The following is an 18,997-nucleotide window of genomic DNA, read 5'->3' on the forward strand; positions in this document are numbered from 1 at the left end:
TCTTTTGAAGAAAATTTAGCCATAAAAAATGCACCTCCAATTGTTAATTATGTGTCTAACAATTGGGGTGCACTTCATACTGGCAGTCCTTTTTTGGTAGTTTTAGAAATTAAATTATAACATATTAATATACAAATTATAAATATGCTTTTACAAAAGATACTATAAGTTTTTTATAATTCTTGATTTCTCAATTTCCATTGCATACTGAATTTTCCTGTAAGTATTAATAACTACCATTAAAATTATCAATCCACTAGATTATTAGAAAAAACTGGTTATCTATATAATTGTTTGGTAAAATATAGATATAATTTAAGAGGGTAAAGTTAATATAGATCAACTAAGTAATGCTAAGAAAATGTTTTATTGCATAAAAAAGGCTCCATTGCTGGAGCACTCAAAATAAACAAACGAATTAAAACAAGAAACAGACAATTTAACTATATAGATAAAACATAAATAAATCTATATATATGTAAAAATGCATATAAAAACTCTATTTATTGATGCTATAATAGGTTTACTCGATGATTGTTATATTTTTTTATGGTTTTTAAGCAATAAATACCTTCTTAACACCAAGTGTACAAGAAAAGAAGACATCTTAAGTGATGTCTTCTTTTCTTATATAATAACAACACAATAAAATTAAGATGGTTCAAGTGGGAGGAAGGCACCTTTGGGTATCTTTTCTTTGTCGAATTTGCCTAATAGGTGCAGCACCACATTGCTATCAAGTTAAAAATTTTTTCACCCAAAACAAAAAAACGAGCTGAATTCACATAAATAACTATGGAAGAAAACAAAAACTTGGGATTAAAGAACTTGTGATGTATGACTATATTGGCTGTTTTTATTCAGAAGGATATATTAATCCTGAGTATACATTTGTATTTAATCATAAGGATATCGAAGAAATTATATTTGTAGGTTTTATAGAGGAGGAAGAAGAGGTATTTGTAGGATTGCTTAATTGAATATGATCTAGAAACAGATGATCTTCAAATTCCGATAAAACTAGCAATCTCCACGCCAAACTTGGACAAATCCTAAGCGGGGGAAAAACGGACGCGAAAATGATGAAGAGATTACTATTTTCAAATCAGTTGGTTTGGCTGTAGTAGATATAATCGTTGCGAATTATTTGTATGAGAAAGTAGTGGAGCGCGGGATGGGATTGAGTTTTGAGGGACTGCCTTTTGGTGGTCTTTTTTGCATAAAATCTTGTAAAGTAAGAAAAAGTTGAATATTAATATTCTAATATTCAATAGAAAGATAAAATGTTTTAAAGTTCAAAATAATACATTATAATATATTTAGTAAAATTAACCAATTTATATTTTGCTCATTATGTATTAAAGGGGAAATGAAAATGGCTGGACAAATTCGTATGTCACCAGAGGAGCTTAAATCGAAAGCAGCTCAATATGGACAAGGTGCAAATCAAATTGAGGACATTTTAAGTCAACTACAAAATTTACAAAATGAATTAAGAGGAGAATGGGAAGGTCGTGCTTTCGAAGGTTTTGATCAACAGTTCAATCAATTAAAGCCAAAAGTACAAAACTTCGCACAGCTATTACAAGAAATTAATATGCAGCTTAATAAAACTGCAGAAGCTGTTGCTTCTCATGATGAAGAATTATCACGTAATTTCGGTTTGAAATAAAAATTGTCATACTCTATATAACAGGCATTTCAAATGAGCCATACAGCTTATAGTGTATGGCTCATTTGATTGCATGCCCAACTTAGCTGGACACACGTTTAAAAAGAGTGATATTAATAGGGAATTTTCATATATTTATTGGGATTTCTTTGGCATCTTCTGAAAATTAGAGAAAGGATTTGAGTGATGGGACAATTTCAAAGTAATTTTCAAACGGCACAACAAATTGCTACGCAGATGAGAACAGCTTCGAATATAATCCAAAGTGCAACAAATCGTTCTATAACAAAGGCGACGCGTACAACACTATCTGTTAATTCCAAAGCACAAGAAGCGAATCAACAAATGTTAGATTTTACGAAACAATTTTCCACTGCCTTTCAACAAGCGGTCGATAATATTCATTCAGTAGCCCAAGAGTTTGAGAGAATGGATAACGAACTTCACAACACTTTTCGCTAATGTGACAACCTACGTAAAGGTAAAATAGTAGGAGGAATATAATGAGTCAAGATATTGAAAAACAAATCAATCAAGTAAATCAAAAGTTAAGAAGTGTATTTGAAGAACAAGACCGAAATCAATCCGCGATTCACATTCAGGAGCAAGCGGAAGCAGATTTTTATGAATGGAGAGGTCGAAACCATCGTTTGTTTGATCGAATTTTAGGAACTTGGCATGGTGATAGAGAAATGTCTCAATTTTTTATGAATACATATCAAGAGGCACAACATATTGAACGAAAAGTCACATTTGAATTAGAAAACCAAAAAGAAACGTTGCTTAAAGAAAGACGAAACCTTAGTGATTTAGAAAACGACCTTTCCTATCAACAACAACAATTAGCGAGGGAGGTCAATGCATGAGCTTAAATATGTATTTAGGAGAAGTACAAGGCCAAACTCAAAGTATGAATGCTGTATGTAACGCTACTATTCAAGGTATGGAACAAGTCATTCAGTCAATTGATGCCTTTGCAATTGATACTGTTCTACAAGGACAAACTTATAGCAGTGCAAAATCATTTTTTGTACAAACCTTTCGTCCTTTAGCGCAAGGAATCATTTATCTGTGTGAAGAGTTAATTCGCCAGAACGATGCTTTTCCAAGTCAATTTCAATCACAAGTCGCTTCCACAGATGTAATTGAACAAGAAATATTAGAACAAATTCGAGAAATTGACCGAATGAAAGCAAGTATGGAAGCCATCAGTCAAGCTATGCCAATCCCAGGTATGGACGCTATGGCGAATCTTTTTACTGTGATGAGGAAAAAACTGCAAGAAAAGCTGGATCATTTGTATCAATTCAATCAGACCTCTAGTAATAATTATAGTACAGCCCTTCAATTAGCAGCTAGTATTGCTGCAGGTCTTGCGGAAGTTCAAAGTGGGAAAGGGTTTAGTCCTGCAAGTGGTACATTTAGTACGCAAGGGTTGAATATGGAATGGACAACTTCAATTCAAGGGATTACAGAAGAGAGGGCACGACAAGCTACCAATTCAATTGAAGAAGGTGAAATGTGTGGTAAGCTACCTGAAAAATCTACTGGTGAAAAAATTTGGGACGGTATTGTAGATGGTACGGGACAAGCAGTTAGCGATACAATAGACGGAATAAAAGCTTTAGGAGATTGGGAAACGTGGGAAAACATGGGGAACGCTGCTTTGCACCCTATTGATACCCTCAGTACGATGTATAATGTATTGTCAGATTCATTTATTAATGATGTAATAAATGGAGATGCTGAAAGTCGTGCTAAATGGGGAAGTTATGCTTTAACACAAGTTGGATTAGGATTTATTGGTGATAAAGGATTAAGTAAAGCAAGTAAATTAGGTCAAGCAGGTAAAGTGACCAAACTAGCAAAAAATAAGATTCCGCAAGCTGTTTCACATATTACAAGTAATTTACAAATGGGAGATCGCTTTGCTTTTGCTGGTGGAAATAGTTTGCGATTTAGATTTGATACGCCTGATTTTAAAAAAGCTGAAGAAAAGCTGTCGACCTATCAGTTTGCTAGAGGTGAAAGTAATTCTGGTGGGAGTAATTTTGTTAATGAAAATCATAGATCTTCACTTTCTAATAGGGAAATTATATCTAATTTACAACATACAGAAAAATTTAGACCAAATACACTCAAACATATCCTAGAGGGTGAAATAAATTGGCGTGGTGACGCAATGGGTTATCATACTGAAGTATTGGAGAATACACCTGGAAAAATAATTAGCGGAACAGAAGAGATATTAAATGATCAAGGCATTTATAAAGCTAGGGTAGAAGTGAATGGAACCCCTAAAACTGGAAATAGAGGATTTTCTACATTTTTTCCTAAAGATTGGAGCCCGCAAAAGATTGTAGATAATATAAATGAAGCATATAATAATAGAACGTATGAATTTGGTAACACATATTCTGGAATAGGTTCAGAGGGTATAAGGATTAGCATGTATATAGATGGGAATGGGAAAATTATCTCTGCTTTCCCAGCGGAATAAATTTTATCTTTAGTATAAAGGAGTACAATAGTAATGAAATATCCATATAGCTTTGAAGTACTTACCAATGGAAAACTAGTTATGAGGCTTCCTCAAGAAATTAAACTTATGGAGACTTTTTTAGGCGTTGAAGTTTCTGCGTTTGGAGATTGGATTTTAGAAGAAATACATAGTGTTTTAAATGGGAAAGAAAATTACGTAGTAGTAAATGGAAACATTTGTGGTTTAGAAATTCGGAAAGATACAACTACTGTCCTAGACAATTTGGCTGAAGATGGTAAGGGAGATTTTTGTGAGATAGAAACGATTGAATTAGTAGATTTAATTCATATTTGGCAAGATAAACAAAAAGAATTTAAAAAAGGAAAAAATAAAGAATTGAAATAATAGATAGAGCTGACTTCTTATAGAGGTCAGCTCTATCTATTATTTCATATTTCTCCATTATCTCAGGTTTTAAAGTCTTTTTTCCTAAATAATTATCAGCAATAGTCATTGCAAAAGAATCTAAAGGTATTTAGATATGATGATGGGTGGAGAGATAGTTCGCATGAATTTTGGTGTAATCCATTTAGTGGATTAAGAATTCGTTTACAGGAAGAGATTGCTATTGTATCTGATTTTATAGAAAATTTATATGAAGTGGATGAATATATAAAGATTTTAGACGATGCTGTAGAAGGGAAATATCTCGATTTTGAATTAGAATATAATGCTGCAGTAGTAAATTCTAATAGTCCGTGGAAATGGAGGTAGATTAGTGGTGGAGAAAAATTAACAGCTCCCCAAAAAGCTATTATTAGGCAGGTTGCTATTGAGAAAGGTTTAATACCTGATGTCCCTATGAAATTAGGTACACAATATCCTGATTTTAAGAAAGCTGGTTTAATTATTAAATCGGATGAGTTACCAGAGGAAATGTGGTTGGCAAGTGACAAACAACAATTTAAATGGTTAGATGCCAGGTAAAATGGAATTAGTACCATTTGGAATACATAATAGCATATTTCATAAAGGTGGGCGGAGTGAAGGACATTGGTCTTATAGATCTAAAGGTAGGTAAAGAAATGGAGGAATTAAAATGAAGATTAAAAATGGTAGTGAACTTCAATCACCAAATGATGAATTAATTGAATCATTTGAGGAATATTGTGAGATAAAATTACCAAATGATTTTATAGATTTTTTGAAAAAATATAATGGCTCTATTCCAATTACTAATGTTTTTTCACATGAAAAAAACGAACTTTTAATTGAACGTTTCTTATGTTTGTTGGAGGACCCAGAAGATGATGATGAAAATGGTTGGTATGATATAGAGGTTGTATTATCTGATATCGATACTCGTTTAACGGATGATGAAGATTTAACAGGGATAAATGTTATTCCATTTGCTGTTTTATTCGCAGGTGATTTTCTTTGTTTAGATTTTAGAGAAAAGGAAATACCATCTGTTGTGGTATGGTATCATGAAGAATCAGAAGAGTTGAATCCGGTAACTAGTGAAGTTGCAGATAATTTTAGTGAGTTTTTAAGTATGTTAAAAGAATAATGTAAGAAAAATAATTAAATTTTATTTATGGGTTTGAATTTTTATTAAAGTTTTTTTGCTTTTAATATTTTAATTAAAAAAGAAGACTAATATTTGCTTTTTAATAGGTTGATATATATTTTAAAGAAATTAAAGGAGAAATGTATCAAGGATATTATCCTTTTCTTCTTTATTGATACCAATGTATTTAAGTGTAAATTGTGGGCGATATAGATTGTTATAAATCCTAGGAAACAGCAATTACAATACACTCTATTTCGTGGGGTATTTGGCATCGTATGTTCAGTAGGATTATTAGTTATAACCCAAAAGTTTGCATATGGAATGTTAGGATTACAAACTCCTATCTATTTTATTTTTTCGGTTGGTTTGTATATTTTTGCTTTGCATTATTATTATAAAAATCATATTAAAAAACTTCAGGAATCAATCAAAAAATCAAAATCATCGAAAAAAAACTCTAGTTTTGGAGTAGTGGCTTTTGTAGGATTGGGTCAACTCATTGCTAATATCAGTCTTGGTTTTGCAACACAAAAGATGGTAGCAATTGTATTAATGTGTGTATACTCCATGCTTTCGTTTATGTTGTTTCATTTCATTATGGAACTCCATAGGTACTATTATTTAAGGAAGCATATAGAAGATGGGGGTAGAACACATGAAACCATTTAAAGAGTCTGTATTGAATTTTAAGTATATAATCGTGGTTCTCCTATAGTCAGTAAAGAATGCGGAAAAGAAAAGGGAGAAGCAACATCATGAATATAGAATTACATTTAGATAAAGCAAGGATAGGGAATTATGCAATTTTTTAAAGAAAAGTTTTTACCAAATGGCTCTATTGTTCTCTTAAAAGGAGGGACAAAAAAGGTTGTAATTTACGGAAGAAAACAACTACTTATGGTTGAAGAACCTGTATAACTACATAGGCTGTTTTTATTCAGAAGGATTATAAAACTAATCCACTTAACGAGGGTAGAACAGCTCCTAAGATTGTTGACAAGGGTACTTTTGATAAAAATGAATTTGAAGGTATTGCATACGAATTACCTGACCCCACTAGTCGGTGGTTAGTAGAATATGGACGAAATGCTAAAGTTATTAAGTAAGAGAGGAGAACGAGTTAAATGATTAAGCCTTTATACGCCGAAAATATTATAGTGGGTGTAAAATATAAAAATAAGCTCAATTGGTATATAACTGAATCAGATTTATGGTGTTTAGATTATAATCAAGCTGGTTATCCTCCTAGTGAATATCCAGAAGAAAGAAAAGGCATTAGTATTTTAAATGAGACTACAATAGCTAACTTTTTAGAAAGAATAGAAAAATATAAAAGATTTACAGAAGATATTAGGTTAGAATTTTTAAGAGAACTAAGAACTAATAGAGAAGAAGCCTATTATGATTATAATCCATGTTTCCTAATAGATTTTGAGCGTTTAACTTTTTATTCTAATTATCCGGAATCAATATCTTTTGAAGAATATATTCCGAATAACTGGAGAGGTTATTTACAGCGATTTGATGAACAAGTACCCTATGAATATAGATACTGGGAAGATAAGAATAAAAGCTATTTAGTTAGAGAGGATTAGGTCATTGAAGAAAATAAATTAATTATGATAAAAGAAACATTTAAGAATGAAGAAATTGGTGGTGTAAAAGTAGCAGCTATTGCAGCTGGATCGGGGCAGTTAATTGCTAATATAATTCTTAGCATTGCAACACAACAGATGGGTGCGATTGTATTTATGTGTGCATGCACAGTGTTTTCGTTTGGTTTGTTTTATATGATTATAGAACTCCATAAGTATTATTATTTACGGAAGCATATAGAAGATGGAGGGAAAATACGTATAGGCTTTTAAAGAGAATTTGTTGCATTTCAAGTATATAATCGCATTCTTCTTATGGAAGCCATTCACGAGGCTTATAGCAATAAAAGATGTATAAGTGGAAGATTATATTGTGGTAAAACATCTGAAGGAATGGAAATTAGGTTTGTTCTTATTAATGATAAGATTATAGCTGTTTATCCCGTGTATTAAAGAATGTGAGGTACTCAAAAATGAAAGTAACTAATCAGCCCATAGTTAAAAATGTAAGAAAATATAGAGGTAATTGCTAAGAAGCACTCCCCCTAAGTTTCAGATGAAATTAAATGATTGAATATTTACATTTAAATAATCGACTATTTATGCTTTAATATTTATATGTACATAATTGGGATAATTAGGGATTTAAATTTAATATGTTTTAAGAAAGGGGAATGTTTTTTATATGGAAACTCCAGAAAATCAATTTAAACGTGCGCTTAATCCTTGGTTCTCCATTTGGACAAAACCACGTGATACAATGAAAGAAATTTTTATATCCAAACCAAAGAATGTGTTTTTACTCATTTTACTAGGCTCATTCGTACAGACTTTAGATCGAGCATCTTCTAAAAATATGGCGGATTCAATAAGTAGTCCAGTTTCATTAATCTCAATGGTTATATTCGGTACCTTCGTTGCCTTCTTAATTTATTATTTTTTGTTACCAGCGTTATTTAATTGGGTGGCAAAAAAACTTGGTGGACAAGGTACCTTTGAGAAAACACGTTACTCAGTTGCCTATTCTTATATCCCTTACGTTTACTCTCTTATATTAGTTTGGGTGCCTTCATTTTTCTTGTTTGGGATAGAAAACTTTACGAGTGAGACACCGAAAATGGAGAGTAGCATAACTTTAACGATTTTGTTTCTTATTTTTGCCATAATTGATATAGTTATTGGAATTTGGACAATCATTATTTCCTTAAAATGTTTAGGAGAAGCACACCAATTTTCAGCATGGAAAGCATTATTAACAATAATAATATCCTTTATGATTATCATTCTTCCTTTGGTAATAATAGTATTTCTTATAGTAGGGGTTACAACTTTTTAATCATTTATTTGCCTCTTATTTATCCAAATGTTTTCTACGCGCTGTTAGTAATTGTTACAGGGTGAACAACCACATGATTCGGATGTTCCACTTGGCGAAGCGTATGACCTATATGATCAAATTGATCGCCCGTTTTACGGCCTGTTCTTCTTATTATTAGTGTTAACAGGAATTTGTGAAGGCAAACTTGAAAATCAAATATTAAACTATTAAAATCTTAGGAGAGCTGAGTAGATTGTCTTTGTTCGTCTCTTATTTTCCAATTGGAGGCTAATTATTACCAATTGGTTCTGTAGCTCTTATAGAAGAAATTAATCAACCTCTTATGATTTATGGAAGAAAGCAACAACAAGCTGATAATAAATTATGCGATTATGTTTCTTGTCCATATCCTCATGGTAATTTATCAAAAGAATATAATGTGTTTTTTAATCATAATCAAATAATTCATTTATTATTTAAGGGTTTCGAAACAGAGGATGAATTAGAATTAAGAAGTAAATTATCTGAGTTTTAGTGAAAATGGAGAAAATATAATATGGTTTTAGGAATTTCATATTCTGATATTTTTCATATCATAATTATTGTTTTGGTTTTTTTCATTTTTTGGAGATTGAATACTTGGTATAATAAAAAATATAATGTTCCTAAGGTTTTTCAATGGTTTCCTAGAAGATGGGGAAAAAGAAAAGTTTCAGAGCATTTGTCTCAACTAGATAAAAAGTTAGAAGCTGAAGGTAAAGGTATCTGTGTTACAATCTATGCTATTGATTTGTACATTGTAACTATTCCTTGTACAGTAAAAAAATATAAATCTTAATACATATATGTTTATAAAAAAGACCTTTTATTTTAAAATAAAAGGTCTTTTTTATGATGATTGAAATAGTAATTTTAAGTGAATTAAATTTGAAATGTATCAAGAATATTATCTTTTTCTTCTTTATTAATTCCAATATATTTCAGGGGGATGTGCTATGGTTAAGAATTTCTTGTAACATAGCAACATCTTTTGTTTGTTTATAGAACCAATAGCCGAAGGTTTTTCGCATGGTGTGAGTACCGATAGATTCTATACCAGCAAAGTCTCCAGCTTTTTGCAATTGTCGATAATACGTGTTTTTTCGTCATACAAAAACCCCTACATATAAGTAGAGGTTTTTAAATTATATCTTAATGAATTATGCCTTCTTAGATAAAGTAAATCGAGTTCAGATAAACGAAGATTATAGAATACATAATTTTAACTAGACTTATTATTAACTAATGTATCCCCACCACCAAGCTCTGCCTCAATCTGCGAAGTCTTCGATGACTCATCCATACGCCAATACGTAATAAAGCTGATCGCGATACATCCAGCTACGTAGAAGTAGAATAGTGATTCCATTCCGATACTTTTTAGCCATAATGCGATGAACTCAGCTGTTCCGCCAAATATCGCAACTGTTAGTGCATATGGTAAACCTACGCCTAGTGCGCGAATTTCGGTCGGGAAGAGTTCTGCTTTTACAATTGCGTTAATAGAAGTGTAACCAGTAACGATGATGAGACCGACCATCATGAGTAAGAATGCTACGATTGGTTCTGTCGTTTTTTCCATGAAGAAGAAGATCGGTGCTGTTAGTAATGTTCCAAGAATACCGAATGCCATTAATAATGGGCGGCGTCCGATTTTATCTGATAGTAGTCCTGCAATTGGTTGAAGTACGACGAAAATAAGTAGTGCGACAAAGTTAATCCAGCTTACAACTTCTTTCGGAAGACCGACTGTGTTTACCATGAACTTTTGTAAATATGTTGTGTACGTATAGAATGCGACAGTGCCTCCTAATGTTAGGCCGACTACTGCTAATACTGCTTTCGGGTGTTTCATAAGAGCGCGAACGGTTCCTGCGCTTTCGCGTTTTTGTGATTTTATGTTTGCGAACTGCTCCGATTCATCCATCGTGCGGCGAAGCCATAATACAGCTACTGCACCCATCGCTCCAATAATGAATGGAATGCGCCAGCCCCAAGCCTTCATATCTGGTTCGCTTAGCAATTGCTGAAGAACAATTTGAACGCCTAACGCAACCATTTGCCCAGCAACGAGCGTTACATATTGGAAGCTTGAATAAAAGCCACGGCGACCACTACTAGCCATTTCAGATAAATACGTTGCGGAAGTTCCATACTCTCCGCCGAGTGATAATCCTTGTAGTAAACGAGCAAGAACTAAAATAATTGGTGCCATAATACCGATGCTTTCGTAACTAGGTGTACAGGCGATAATTAAAGAACCACCGGCCATAACTGTAATCGAAAGCGTTAATGCTGCCCGGCGTCCGTGCCGATCCGCATAGCGTCCCATTAATAAACTTCCGATAGGGCGCATTAAGAATCCAACTGCAAAAATAGCTGCTGTGTTCAGTAACTGGCTCGTTGGATCTCCTTTAGGAAAGAACTCTGCTGAAAAGTAAACAGCGAAAGCAGAGTAAACGTACCAATCGTACCATTCAATTAAATTGCCGACAGACCCTTTAAAAATATTGCCGGCGACTCGATTAGATTTTACTTGAGCCATAATCTTTCCTCCTCTTGCTTAGTAATAAAAGGTATATATGAAAGCGTGTTCATTGTATTTGAATTGTACTGTTCTTTATTAGAAATCTCAATATTATGACAATTTTATTCTTTTTGTACTTTATGTACATGGAGAGTTTTAATAGTTGCTTCATTTTCAGTTTTGTCATAATAATAGAAAAAGGAGATTGATAGTTTTGAATATTTTATCAAAGGATATGAAGCATGAAAAAATCACGCAAAGTGTCATTACAAACGAAAATAGTAAGCTTAATTATCGCGTTAATTGTATTTGTCGTTCTCCTACTAACAGGAATATTTGTTTACATTCAGTCCGTTGATACGAAGCACCAAGTGGAACAGTTAGCACTGCAAACGGCTAAATCTCTTTCTTTCATGCCAGCTATAAAAGATGCTTTTCAAAATAAAGAACATAAAAGTACGATCCAATCCATTGCGGAACAAGTTCGTGAGCAAGCTGATGCAGATTATATCATTATAGAAGATCGCTTTGGGGTGATGTATTCCCATTCAAATTCGGAATTAATTGGCACAAAGAGTAACAACCCGTATAACTATGAGGCACTTACTTTTGGTGGCTATTATACGCTCGAAGGAAATGGTGAAAGTGGTCCGGCTTTAATGGCAAAGGCACCCATTATTGTTCATAACGGAGACTACGATCAAGTCGTAGGTGTTGTGACAGTAGAGTTTTTAATAAAAGGTATTGAATCTAACATACTGAGCAGAACGAAAGAAATTATACTCTTTTCCTTAGCTGTATTAGTAGTCGGAATTATTGGCGGCATTCTTTTAGCACGTAGCATTCGTAAAGATACACTCGGTTTAGAGCCGAATGAAATTGCGGCGTTATACCGGGAACGAAGCGCGATACTACTATCTATAAAAGAAGGAATTATCGCTATTGATCAAAACGGTTTTATTACGATGATGAACACTTCGGCAGAAGAGATGCTTCATGTAAATGGTGATTATATGCAGCAGCACATTTCAAAAGTTTTACCGGAATTTAATATGGAAAGAGTGCTAGAAAGCGATCAAGAAATCGCGTTTCAAGATAAAGTGTTTATTTTAAACATGACACCGATACTCGAAAATAATAGTACGGTAGGCGTTGTATGCAGTTTTAGAGATAAAACAGAACTGCAAAACCTTGTGAACACAATATCTGAGGTAAGAAAGTATTCCGAGGATTTACGCGCTCAAACGCATGAATTTACAAATAAACTTTTCGTCTTATCAGGATTACTTCAATTAGGACATTACAAAGAAGCGATTGAATTTATTCAACAAGAATCTAATATTCATCAAAGTCAAAACCATATTTTATTCCATCAAATTCATGATGCGAAAGTACAAGCTATTTTATTAGGAAAAATCGGAACAGCATCTGAGAAGAAAATTGATTTTCATATTGAAGGAGATAGTGCGCTTCATCCGTTACCAGACCATATAAAAGTTTCGCACCTTATTACGATTCTTGGAAACATAATCGACAATGCATTTGATGCGGTGAGTACACAAGAGGAAAAGAATGTGTCCTTCTTTGTTACGGATATTGGGCACGATATTGTGTTTGAAGTGATAGATAGTGGGATAGGGATACCGGCAGAAAAAATCACGACTATTTTTCAAAAAGGATTTTCAACGAAAGGAAATGATCGTGGTTACGGACTAGCAAACGTGAAAGAAATGGTAGATCTACTAGGGGGAACAATTGAAATTCAAAACGAGAAAAATGGGGGAGCTATTTTTACAATTTACCTTCCGAAAACATTGAAAGAAAGTACATAACAAACAGGGGGATGGACATATGTTGAAGGTTGCAATTGCAGAAGATGATTTCCGCGTCGCGCAAATTCAGGAAGAGTTTTTATCAAAAATAAAGGACGTAAAAGTGATCGGAAAAGCATTGAACGCGAAAGAAACGATGGAATTACTACAAAAGGAAGAAGTCGATTTGCTTCTATTAGATAATTATTTACCAGATGGAATCGGAACGGACTTATTACCAAAAATCCATGCTGACTTTCCAAACGTTGACGTCATTATGGTTACAGCGGCAAATGAAAATCATATGTTAGAAAAAGCAATTCGAAATGGCGTAAGCAACTACCTTATAAAACCGGTTACGTTAGAAAAATTCGTTCGCACAATTGAAGACTATAAAAGAAAGAAGCAATTATTACATAGTAACAATGAAGTGAATCAAGCACTCATCGATAACTTCTTCGGCATCTCGCAAACACAAGACATAAAAAACTTACCGACAGGTGTGGACCCGTTAACACTGCAAAAAGTGAAAGGGATTATAAAAGGATTCGAAGAGGGCATTACAATAGAAGAAATGGGAGAACAAATGGGGGCCTCCCGAACAACCGCAAGAAGATATTTAGAATACTTAGTAGCGACAAACGAATGCACAGTAGAGTACACATACGGCATTATCGGACGACCAGAACGAAAATATCGCATAGGACGAGGACTATGAAAAAACGATTATTACTATGTATATGGATCATGACAGGAGTAATAGCTGGTTGTTCTTCGGAAAAATCCCATACGAATAAAGTAAACATAGACAAAGTAGAAATCGTTGCGCCAAACGTTCAAGGAGCAGGATGGGACTTAACGGCACGAGCGATGCAAAAAACACTGACAGAAGAAAAAATCTTCACAAAACCAATCACAGTCACAAACAAAGTAGGTGGCAGCGGTGACGTCGGATGGAAATATACGAAACAAAAAGGTGGTCACGTACTAGCGATCAACTCAAGCTTACTCATAACGAACAACCTACTAGGCCACAGTAAACTAACATATAAAGACTTCACGCCGCTCGCGACACTAGCATCGGACTGGGAAGTCGTTGTCGTATCAAAAGAATCAAACATAGAAAACGCAAAACAACTCATGGAACAACTAAAACAAGACAAGAAAAACTTCAAAATCGGCGTTGCCCCAGGCCTAGGAAACGACGATCACCTATCATTCGTACAAGTAAGCAAAGCATTCGGCATAAATCCAGCCGAACTACAATTCTTCGTCTACGAAAACAAAGAAAAAATCATAAACGCCCTAACGAACAAACAAATCAGCGCCGCAACCATGACTCTATCCGAAGCCGAAAAACAATACAAAGCCGGCAAAATAAAAATACTAGCCGTATCCGCACCAAAACGCCTAGACCGACTACCAGAAATCCCAACATGGAAAGAACAAGGAATCAACGTCATCTTCCAACACTGGAAAGGAATTATGGGACCGAAAGATATGACGGAGGAAGAGATTGCTTATTGGGATAGCATTATTAAGAAGATGGTGGAGAGTGATAGTTGGAAGGGGATTTTGAGGGAGAGAGGTTGGGAGAGTTTTTATAAGGGGAGTGGGGAGACTAGGGGGTTTTTGGAGGAGAGATATGAGTGGTATGGAGAGATGGTTGGTGGAGATAGGGGAGATAAGTAATTTTAGTGCTTTGTACTTATAAAATATCGATATCATTCTTAGTATATACATTTATATAAATGTTTCCTTTTATAAAAATAATGCGTTATTATAATTTTATAAATTAAGATAGAAAGGGAACTAAAATGGATGTTAATAATATAGAGTTACCAGAATCATTAAAAGAAGTACTTTGGGATGGATGGATGTTCCTTGGTATTATATTTGTTGTATGTACTGTGCTTGTAATTATTAGATCTTATATACCAGATAATATGCTACCTATAATTAAAGGTGCTATAGCATTAGTTATTTTAGGTGGGATATTTTATTTAGGTCATTAAAGTAATTATTATAGTTTATGAGTGAAAAGGAGTTAAGATGGCTAAGCGAAAGAAAAAGCAAGATGAATCAATATTGGGATCTTTACTAGTTATTACGTTTTTCGGAGTGTTGTGGAAACCGGAATTTTTAGTGCCGATAGTAATGGTATCGGCAGCAATTATATTATTATATATGTATGTGAATGTAAAAAAGCTAAGAGAACTTCGGCAATCAGGAATTTATGATATTGATAAAATGAGCGGACACCAGTTTGAAAAATATTTAGGAAGTCTATTTCCGGCTTTGGGTTATAAAACAGAGATTACTAAAGCATCTAACGATTTTGGTGCAGATTTAATTTTGAGAAAAAATGATAAAAGAATTATTGTACAGGCAAAACGCTATAAGAATAACGTTGGAATTAAATCTGTTCAGGAGATTGTTGGTGCAAAAGAATTTTATAAAGCTGATGAAACATGGGTTGTTACAAATAGTGAATTTACAGCTGCAGCATACAAACTCGCTAAAGTGAATCGAGTTGTATTAATTAATAGAGAGAAACTTATTAAGTTAATTAGTCAGGGCAAACGAGAAAAGAGAAATTAGTGATACAAAAGGTCAGGTATAGACTTATGGAAAAGGCACTATGAAAAGTGTCTTTTTGTTTTGGATATAGAAAAATAATCCAGAAAACTTATATTTTAGTATATAATTTAAAATGAGAATGGCGTGTAATAATATTTTTAATAGTAAAAGAGAACTTTTGATTATTTTTTATTATTGTAACTCACTTATTTATATATATTTATATTTAATTTATATAAATGAAATACACGCATAATATGAAAAAAGAGGGGATTCTTGTGGGTTTACACATTATACCGAATGATTTGCCAAGCTTGACTCCAGGTGAAAGAAGAGTGCTTGAAAAGATTCGCTCTTTATATAAAGACGTGGAGCGAGAAGCGTACTTATATATTCAGCCAAGAATTAGACATTTAGAACCTGATTTTATTTTAATTGATTCACAAAGAGGTGTAACAATCTTTGAAGTGAAAGATTGGGAACTTTCTTATATTAATAGAGCAGATAGAAGAAAAATAGATTTAGCAGATGGAAAACAGGTAGATAATCCATTTTGTAAAGCTAACTTATACCATACTGCAGCACAGAGATTATTTAGGTTGCACGATATTTTAAAAAATGAACGGAACGAATTAAAGTTTAAATTACATACTAATGTTATATTTCCGTATCTTCATTCTAATAAGATTGAAGAGAGTGGATTAGATCAAGTATTTAATCAGCCACCAGCGCAGTGTATTTCATCTGACATGTTAAGTACAGTAAATATAAATCAATTATTTAAAAATGAATTTAGTTTCGTAGAAGAAGATGAAATTATTGCAATACGAACACTATTATTTCCAGAAATTAAGGTTAGTTGTAGCGATAATCAAATCAGTACAAAAGAATTAATTACAGCACTAGATGCAGAGCAAGAGCGTTTCGCGAAGCGTGTACCATACGGTCACTATATGGTAACTGGAGTTCCGGGTAGTGGGAAAACGGTTTTATTGCTAGGTCGTGCAATTCATCTAGTACGTGAACATCCAGAATGGAAAATAAAAATATTAACGTATAATAGGTCGTTAAAAACAAAAATTGAAAACAAATTGAATTCTTTAGCAGCTGATCTTGTCTTTATGAATGTGCGCTTGGAGAATATAGATGTTAGCACTTTTCATAAATTTGCGCTAGATACAGCAAGTATATGTGTACCCCAAAAAAATACAGTGAAGTGGTGGAATGAAGAATTGCCGGAAGTAGCTATACAGCGAGCTCAGTCATCATATGATGCTGTTTTAGTGGACGAATACCAAGACTTTCTAGATGATTGGATTCGATTATGTGTGAAGTCTTGTAAAGAACATACGTATGTTAATAATCAAAAGGAAACTGTTACGGGGATAAATTTATTTTTAGCAGGAGATAGACTACAGAGCATCTATAACAACTCAGATCATAGTTGAAAGAGCTTAGGTATTGATATGCGCGGGAGAAGTTCTTTATTAAAGAAATCTTATCGTGCCGGTAGTCAACATATAGATTTAGCCCTTAATTTCTTGAAACAAGAAAAGAAATTGGAAGAGGAAGTAAATAAATTTTATTGTCCAATGAGCGAACTATCTTTTGAGAATGAAATGAAAGATGGAGTTAGTTTTATTGAAGGATCGTATGAAGATATTAGTAATAAAGTCTACGAGCTTATTAAGCGCAAGGGCTATAAGCCTGAAGATATATTAATTTTGTGTAGAGAAGGAAAAGATTGTGAGAATATACAAAAGAAATTAAATCGTGAGATACGTCAAAAAGTAAAAGTTACAAAAAATATTACTGAAGGACATTTAATTATAACAACATATCATTCATCAAAGGGTCTTGAGGCACCAATTGTCTTTTTAGTTGATGTGGACAAGTTTGAAAGAATGGAGCTTGAACAAAATGATATTAAACTACGTAAGCTATTATATGTAGGCATGACAAGATCATCTGAGCATTTATACATTCATGCTGGAAGTTATGATAAACCTTCCTTTGGACAAGTATTAAGGAACGAAATATCTTGAGGATATCCTTGAAAATCTAAACAGGAGTATAATTGAACTGAGTGATAAAACATTAAAGGTGTAGGACGGGGGAATTATGATGATACATACTTTAGTAAGGGGACAAAAGATAGATGTTACAAAGAATCATCCAGAGATGGAAGGGTTACTGGTAGATTTAACTTGGAATGCCCCGATGAATATGGATGTAGATGCATCAGCTTTTTTAGTAGGTTTTAATGGGAAAATTACTAAAGAAGAGGATTTCGTTTTTTATGGACAACCTTATTCTAGTTGTCGATCTGTTCAATTAAATCAAAATATCGCAAATGGAAGTAAACAAAGATTTTCGATAGATTTTACTCATATAAAAGATGAGGTACAAAAGGTTGTATTTTCGATTACAATTCATAATGCTGAAGAGAAGAAACAGGCGCTACGAGATGTTTCCCATATTCAATTGAAAATAAACAACGCACAATCAGGATTAGAAATTATTCATTTTCCTATCACGTATCCATTTACAGATGAAAGTGCCATTATTGTTGGAGAGCTATATCGACATGGAGGAGAATGGAAGTTCAATCCTATTGGAGCTGGCTATTTTGGTGGATTAGCTGCATTGTGTACAAATTTTGGAATAGAAATCGCAGAAGATGAAAAACAATTTGCTCCTCCTGTAGAGAAGAAAATAGTTCCTACTCCGCCTCCAGTACAAAAAACTATTAATGCAGTGAAGGTTGAATTGAAGAAAAAACAATCTATAAATATACAAAAATCTAAAATGGTAACAGCTACTTTAGAATGGGAAACAAATAAAGATTTAGACTTATACTGTTTTTACGTAACAACTAATGGAGAAATAGGAAAGGTTTATTATAAAAATCTAGGTTCGTCTAAAGTCTCGCCATATATTGTGTTAGATGGTGATTCGCAAGAGCCAGGAAAAGAAACAATTCGTATTTACCGACCAGAAGCTTTAAAATATGTTTTATTTGCTGCGTATAGTGCTGTCGGCAATGGGGTAGGTAGTTTTTATTCTATGAGGGCAAAAGCTGTTGTCGATAATCATATGGGAAGCGTTGTAACAGCACCGTTATTAGAAATAAATGACCATGCTTATTGGGTGTGTATTGCTCATATTGATTTCACGAATTCAAATGAGATGAAAATTTCACATGTAGAAAGCTACTCAAAAGACCATTCAGAAGCTTCACCACTCTTGTACGAGAACGGGAAGTTTCGAATGGATGTCGGACCGATTGAATTTAAAAATGAAGAGGATTATCAGAAGTATTTTAAATAATAGAGTAGAAAATCATACATCATATTGTATGATTTTTCTTTTATACATAGTTTGGTAAAATAGTAGTAAT

General features: G+C 33.4%; 22 protein-coding genes and 7 pseudogenes. 26 read left to right on the top strand and 3 right to left on the bottom strand.

Annotation, left to right across the window (positions count from 1 at the left end; genetic code table 11):
- Positions 1–794: 794 nt before the first annotated feature.
- The 10 genes and pseudogenes from ES895_RS27185 to ES895_RS27225 form a co-directional block, all read left to right on the top strand.
- A pseudogene (locus ES895_RS27185) lies at positions 795–980 on the top strand (DUF4176 domain-containing protein); the annotation flags it as partial.
- Positions 981–1,096: 116 nt separating this feature from the next.
- Positions 1,097–1,249 carry an ornithine cyclodeaminase gene (locus tag ES895_RS27190; RefSeq protein WP_229163620.1) on the top strand — a complete coding sequence of 51 codons (153 nt, stop codon included), beginning with the start codon at positions 1,097–1,099 and terminating at the stop codon, positions 1,247–1,249.
- 126 nt (positions 1,250–1,375) lie between these two features.
- Complete coding sequence (locus tag ES895_RS27195) at positions 1,376–1,672, top strand: WXG100 family type VII secretion target (protein ID WP_000918587.1); 297 nt, start codon at positions 1,376–1,378, stop codon at positions 1,670–1,672.
- Between the two features lie 186 nt (positions 1,673–1,858).
- Positions 1,859–2,134 (top strand): TIGR04197 family type VII secretion effector, encoded by a 276-nt coding sequence (locus ES895_RS27200; RefSeq protein ID WP_000529655.1) that lies wholly within the window; start codon positions 1,859–1,861, stop codon positions 2,132–2,134.
- Positions 2,135–2,175: 41 nt separating this feature from the next.
- Positions 2,176–2,538 (top strand): DUF3958 family protein, encoded by a 363-nt coding sequence (locus ES895_RS27205; protein WP_000076120.1) that lies wholly within the window; start codon positions 2,176–2,178, stop codon positions 2,536–2,538.
- Positions 2,535–4,172 carry a ribonuclease gene (locus tag ES895_RS27210; RefSeq protein WP_098005583.1) on the top strand — a complete coding sequence of 546 codons (1,638 nt, stop codon included), beginning with the start codon at positions 2,535–2,537 and terminating at the stop codon, positions 4,170–4,172. The genes ES895_RS27205 and ES895_RS27210 overlap by 4 nt, the downstream gene beginning before the upstream one ends.
- A 33-nt stretch (positions 4,173–4,205) precedes the next feature.
- Positions 4,206–4,559, top strand: coding sequence for a type II toxin-antitoxin system toxin (locus ES895_RS27215; protein ID WP_000877046.1), 354 nt, complete (start codon positions 4,206–4,208; stop codon positions 4,557–4,559).
- Positions 4,560–4,667: 108 nt separating this feature from the next.
- Positions 4,668–4,898: pseudogene (locus ES895_RS29505) on the top strand (hypothetical protein); the annotation flags it as partial.
- 244 nt (positions 4,899–5,142) lie between these two features.
- Positions 5,143–5,235, top strand: coding sequence for an HNH endonuclease (locus ES895_RS29925; protein WP_088351714.1), 93 nt, complete (start codon positions 5,143–5,145; stop codon positions 5,233–5,235).
- A gap of 18 nt (positions 5,236–5,253) precedes the next feature.
- Entirely contained in the window at positions 5,254–5,724 is a 471-nt protein-coding gene (locus ES895_RS27225) for an SMI1/KNR4 family protein (protein ID WP_000694781.1), read from the top strand.
- Between the two features lie 129 nt (positions 5,725–5,853).
- Here the strand turns inward: ES895_RS27225 and ES895_RS29930 are convergent.
- Positions 5,854–5,928, bottom strand: a pseudogene (locus ES895_RS29930) (integrase); the annotation flags it as partial.
- Here ES895_RS29930 and ES895_RS27230 point away from each other — a divergent pair.
- The 8 genes and pseudogenes from ES895_RS27230 to ES895_RS27265 all read left to right on the top strand — a co-directional run.
- Positions 5,920–6,396, top strand: a pseudogene (locus tag ES895_RS27230) (hypothetical protein); the annotation flags it as partial. The pseudogenes ES895_RS29930 and ES895_RS27230 overlap by 9 nt on opposite strands.
- A 129-nt stretch (positions 6,397–6,525) precedes the next feature.
- Positions 6,526–6,673: pseudogene (locus ES895_RS27235) on the top strand (DUF4176 domain-containing protein); the annotation flags it as partial.
- Positions 6,674–6,851: 178 nt separating this feature from the next.
- Positions 6,852–7,322 carry a hypothetical protein gene (locus ES895_RS27240; protein WP_000595043.1) on the top strand — a complete coding sequence of 157 codons (471 nt, stop codon included), beginning with the start codon at positions 6,852–6,854 and terminating at the stop codon, positions 7,320–7,322.
- A gap of 54 nt (positions 7,323–7,376) precedes the next feature.
- Positions 7,377–7,595, top strand: a pseudogene (locus tag ES895_RS27245) (hypothetical protein); the annotation flags it as partial.
- 412 nt (positions 7,596–8,007) lie between these two features.
- A complete protein-coding gene (locus ES895_RS27255; RefSeq protein ID WP_000449722.1) occupies positions 8,008–8,658 on the top strand; it encodes a Yip1 family protein in 651 nt (216 codons plus the stop codon).
- Between the two features lie 51 nt (positions 8,659–8,709).
- Positions 8,710–8,871: a hypothetical protein gene (locus tag ES895_RS29515; protein ID WP_043328555.1), complete on the top strand. Its 162-nt coding sequence runs from the start codon at positions 8,710–8,712 to the stop codon at positions 8,869–8,871.
- A gap of 112 nt (positions 8,872–8,983) precedes the next feature.
- Positions 8,984–9,175: a DUF4176 domain-containing protein gene (locus tag ES895_RS27260; RefSeq protein ID WP_000639126.1), complete on the top strand. Its 192-nt coding sequence runs from the start codon at positions 8,984–8,986 to the stop codon at positions 9,173–9,175.
- A gap of 21 nt (positions 9,176–9,196) precedes the next feature.
- Positions 9,197–9,478 (top strand): hypothetical protein, encoded by a 282-nt coding sequence (locus ES895_RS27265; RefSeq protein WP_135238801.1) that lies wholly within the window; start codon positions 9,197–9,199, stop codon positions 9,476–9,478.
- Between the two features lie 83 nt (positions 9,479–9,561).
- On the opposite strand, the pseudogene ES895_RS27270 reads toward ES895_RS27265, so the two are convergent.
- Together ES895_RS27270 and ES895_RS27275 are read right to left on the bottom strand one after the other, a co-directional pair.
- Positions 9,562–9,770, bottom strand: a pseudogene (locus ES895_RS27270) (site-specific integrase); the annotation flags it as partial.
- A gap of 131 nt (positions 9,771–9,901) precedes the next feature.
- Complete coding sequence (locus ES895_RS27275; RefSeq protein ID WP_084065374.1) at positions 9,902–11,224, bottom strand: MFS transporter; 1,323 nt, start codon at positions 11,222–11,224, stop codon at positions 9,902–9,904.
- 224 nt (positions 11,225–11,448) lie between these two features.
- Between ES895_RS27275 and ES895_RS27280 the strand changes: the two genes are divergently transcribed.
- The 8 genes from ES895_RS27280 (at position 11,449) to ES895_RS27310 (ending at position 18,927) form a co-directional block, all read left to right on the top strand.
- Complete coding sequence (locus tag ES895_RS27280; RefSeq protein WP_135238802.1) at positions 11,449–13,038, top strand: ATP-binding protein; 1,590 nt, start codon at positions 11,449–11,451, stop codon at positions 13,036–13,038.
- Between the two features lie 19 nt (positions 13,039–13,057).
- The gene (locus ES895_RS27285) at positions 13,058–13,735 is read left to right on the top strand and encodes a response regulator (RefSeq protein ID WP_135238803.1); all 678 of its coding nucleotides are present in this window, start codon (positions 13,058–13,060) and stop codon (positions 13,733–13,735) included.
- Entirely contained in the window at positions 13,732–14,709 is a 978-nt protein-coding gene (locus ES895_RS27290) for a tripartite tricarboxylate transporter substrate binding protein (protein WP_135238804.1), read from the top strand. Before ES895_RS27285 ends, ES895_RS27290 begins: the two co-directional genes overlap by 4 nt.
- A gap of 125 nt (positions 14,710–14,834) precedes the next feature.
- On the top strand, positions 14,835–15,032 hold the full coding sequence (locus tag ES895_RS27295) for a hypothetical protein (protein ID WP_135238805.1): 198 nt from the start codon (positions 14,835–14,837) through the stop codon (positions 15,030–15,032).
- Positions 15,033–15,069: 37 nt separating this feature from the next.
- Positions 15,070–15,618 (top strand): restriction endonuclease, encoded by a 549-nt coding sequence (locus tag ES895_RS27300; protein WP_050000889.1) that lies wholly within the window; start codon positions 15,070–15,072, stop codon positions 15,616–15,618.
- Between the two features lie 257 nt (positions 15,619–15,875).
- Positions 15,876–17,045, top strand: coding sequence for a UvrD-helicase domain-containing protein (locus ES895_RS27305; protein WP_240690247.1), 1,170 nt, complete (start codon positions 15,876–15,878; stop codon positions 17,043–17,045).
- 18 nt (positions 17,046–17,063) lie between these two features.
- The gene (locus tag ES895_RS29935; RefSeq protein WP_240690248.1) at positions 17,064–17,642 is read left to right on the top strand and encodes a 3'-5' exonuclease; all 579 of its coding nucleotides are present in this window, start codon (positions 17,064–17,066) and stop codon (positions 17,640–17,642) included.
- Between the two features lie 79 nt (positions 17,643–17,721).
- On the top strand, positions 17,722–18,927 hold the full coding sequence (locus ES895_RS27310; RefSeq protein ID WP_135238806.1) for a TerD family protein: 1,206 nt from the start codon (positions 17,722–17,724) through the stop codon (positions 18,925–18,927).
- Positions 18,928–18,997: the final 70 nt, after the last annotated feature.

It is taken from the genome of Bacillus sp. 007/AIA-02/001 (assembly GCF_004634455.1).
Classification (GTDB): Bacteria; Bacillota; Bacilli; order Bacillales; family Bacillaceae_G; genus Bacillus_A; species Bacillus_A cereus.

Bases quoted from the DNA above. Each gene is read 5' to 3' on its own strand.
- ES895_RS27260 (WP_000639126.1), top strand. From the start codon at position 8,984: ATGATTTATGGAAGAAAGCAACAACAAGCTGATAATAAATTATGCGAT.
- ES895_RS27215 (WP_000877046.1), top strand. From the start codon at position 4,206: ATGAAATATCCATATAGCTTTGAAGTACTTACCAATGGAAAACTAGTT.
- ES895_RS27200 (WP_000529655.1), top strand. From the start codon at position 1,859: ATGGGACAATTTCAAAGTAATTTTCAAACGGCACAACAAATTGCTACG.
- ES895_RS27195 (WP_000918587.1), top strand. From the start codon at position 1,376: ATGGCTGGACAAATTCGTATGTCACCAGAGGAGCTTAAATCGAAAGCA.
- ES895_RS27290 (WP_135238804.1), top strand. From the start codon at position 13,732: ATGAAAAAACGATTATTACTATGTATATGGATCATGACAGGAGTAATA.
- ES895_RS27280 (WP_135238802.1), top strand. From the start codon at position 11,449: ATGAAAAAATCACGCAAAGTGTCATTACAAACGAAAATAGTAAGCTTA.
- ES895_RS27265 (WP_135238801.1), top strand. From the start codon at position 9,197: ATGGTTTTAGGAATTTCATATTCTGATATTTTTCATATCATAATTATT.
- ES895_RS27300 (WP_050000889.1), top strand. From the start codon at position 15,070: ATGGCTAAGCGAAAGAAAAAGCAAGATGAATCAATATTGGGATCTTTA.
- ES895_RS29935 (WP_240690248.1), top strand. From the start codon at position 17,064: ATGCGCGGGAGAAGTTCTTTATTAAAGAAATCTTATCGTGCCGGTAGT.
- ES895_RS27255 (WP_000449722.1), top strand. From the start codon at position 8,008: ATGGAAACTCCAGAAAATCAATTTAAACGTGCGCTTAATCCTTGGTTC.
- ES895_RS29925 (WP_088351714.1), top strand. From the start codon at position 5,143: ATGGAATTAGTACCATTTGGAATACATAATAGCATATTTCATAAAGGT.
- ES895_RS27285 (WP_135238803.1), top strand. From the start codon at position 13,058: ATGTTGAAGGTTGCAATTGCAGAAGATGATTTCCGCGTCGCGCAAATT.
- ES895_RS27225 (WP_000694781.1), top strand. From the start codon at position 5,254: ATGAAGATTAAAAATGGTAGTGAACTTCAATCACCAAATGATGAATTA.
- ES895_RS27295 (WP_135238805.1), top strand. From the start codon at position 14,835: ATGGATGTTAATAATATAGAGTTACCAGAATCATTAAAAGAAGTACTT.
- ES895_RS27240 (WP_000595043.1), top strand. From the start codon at position 6,852: ATGATTAAGCCTTTATACGCCGAAAATATTATAGTGGGTGTAAAATAT.
- ES895_RS27275 (WP_084065374.1), bottom strand. From the start codon at position 11,224: ATGGCTCAAGTAAAATCTAATCGAGTCGCCGGCAATATTTTTAAAGGG.
- ES895_RS27205 (WP_000076120.1), top strand. From the start codon at position 2,176: ATGAGTCAAGATATTGAAAAACAAATCAATCAAGTAAATCAAAAGTTA.
- ES895_RS27210 (WP_098005583.1), top strand. From the start codon at position 2,535: ATGAGCTTAAATATGTATTTAGGAGAAGTACAAGGCCAAACTCAAAGT.
- ES895_RS27310 (WP_135238806.1), top strand. From the start codon at position 17,722: ATGATACATACTTTAGTAAGGGGACAAAAGATAGATGTTACAAAGAAT.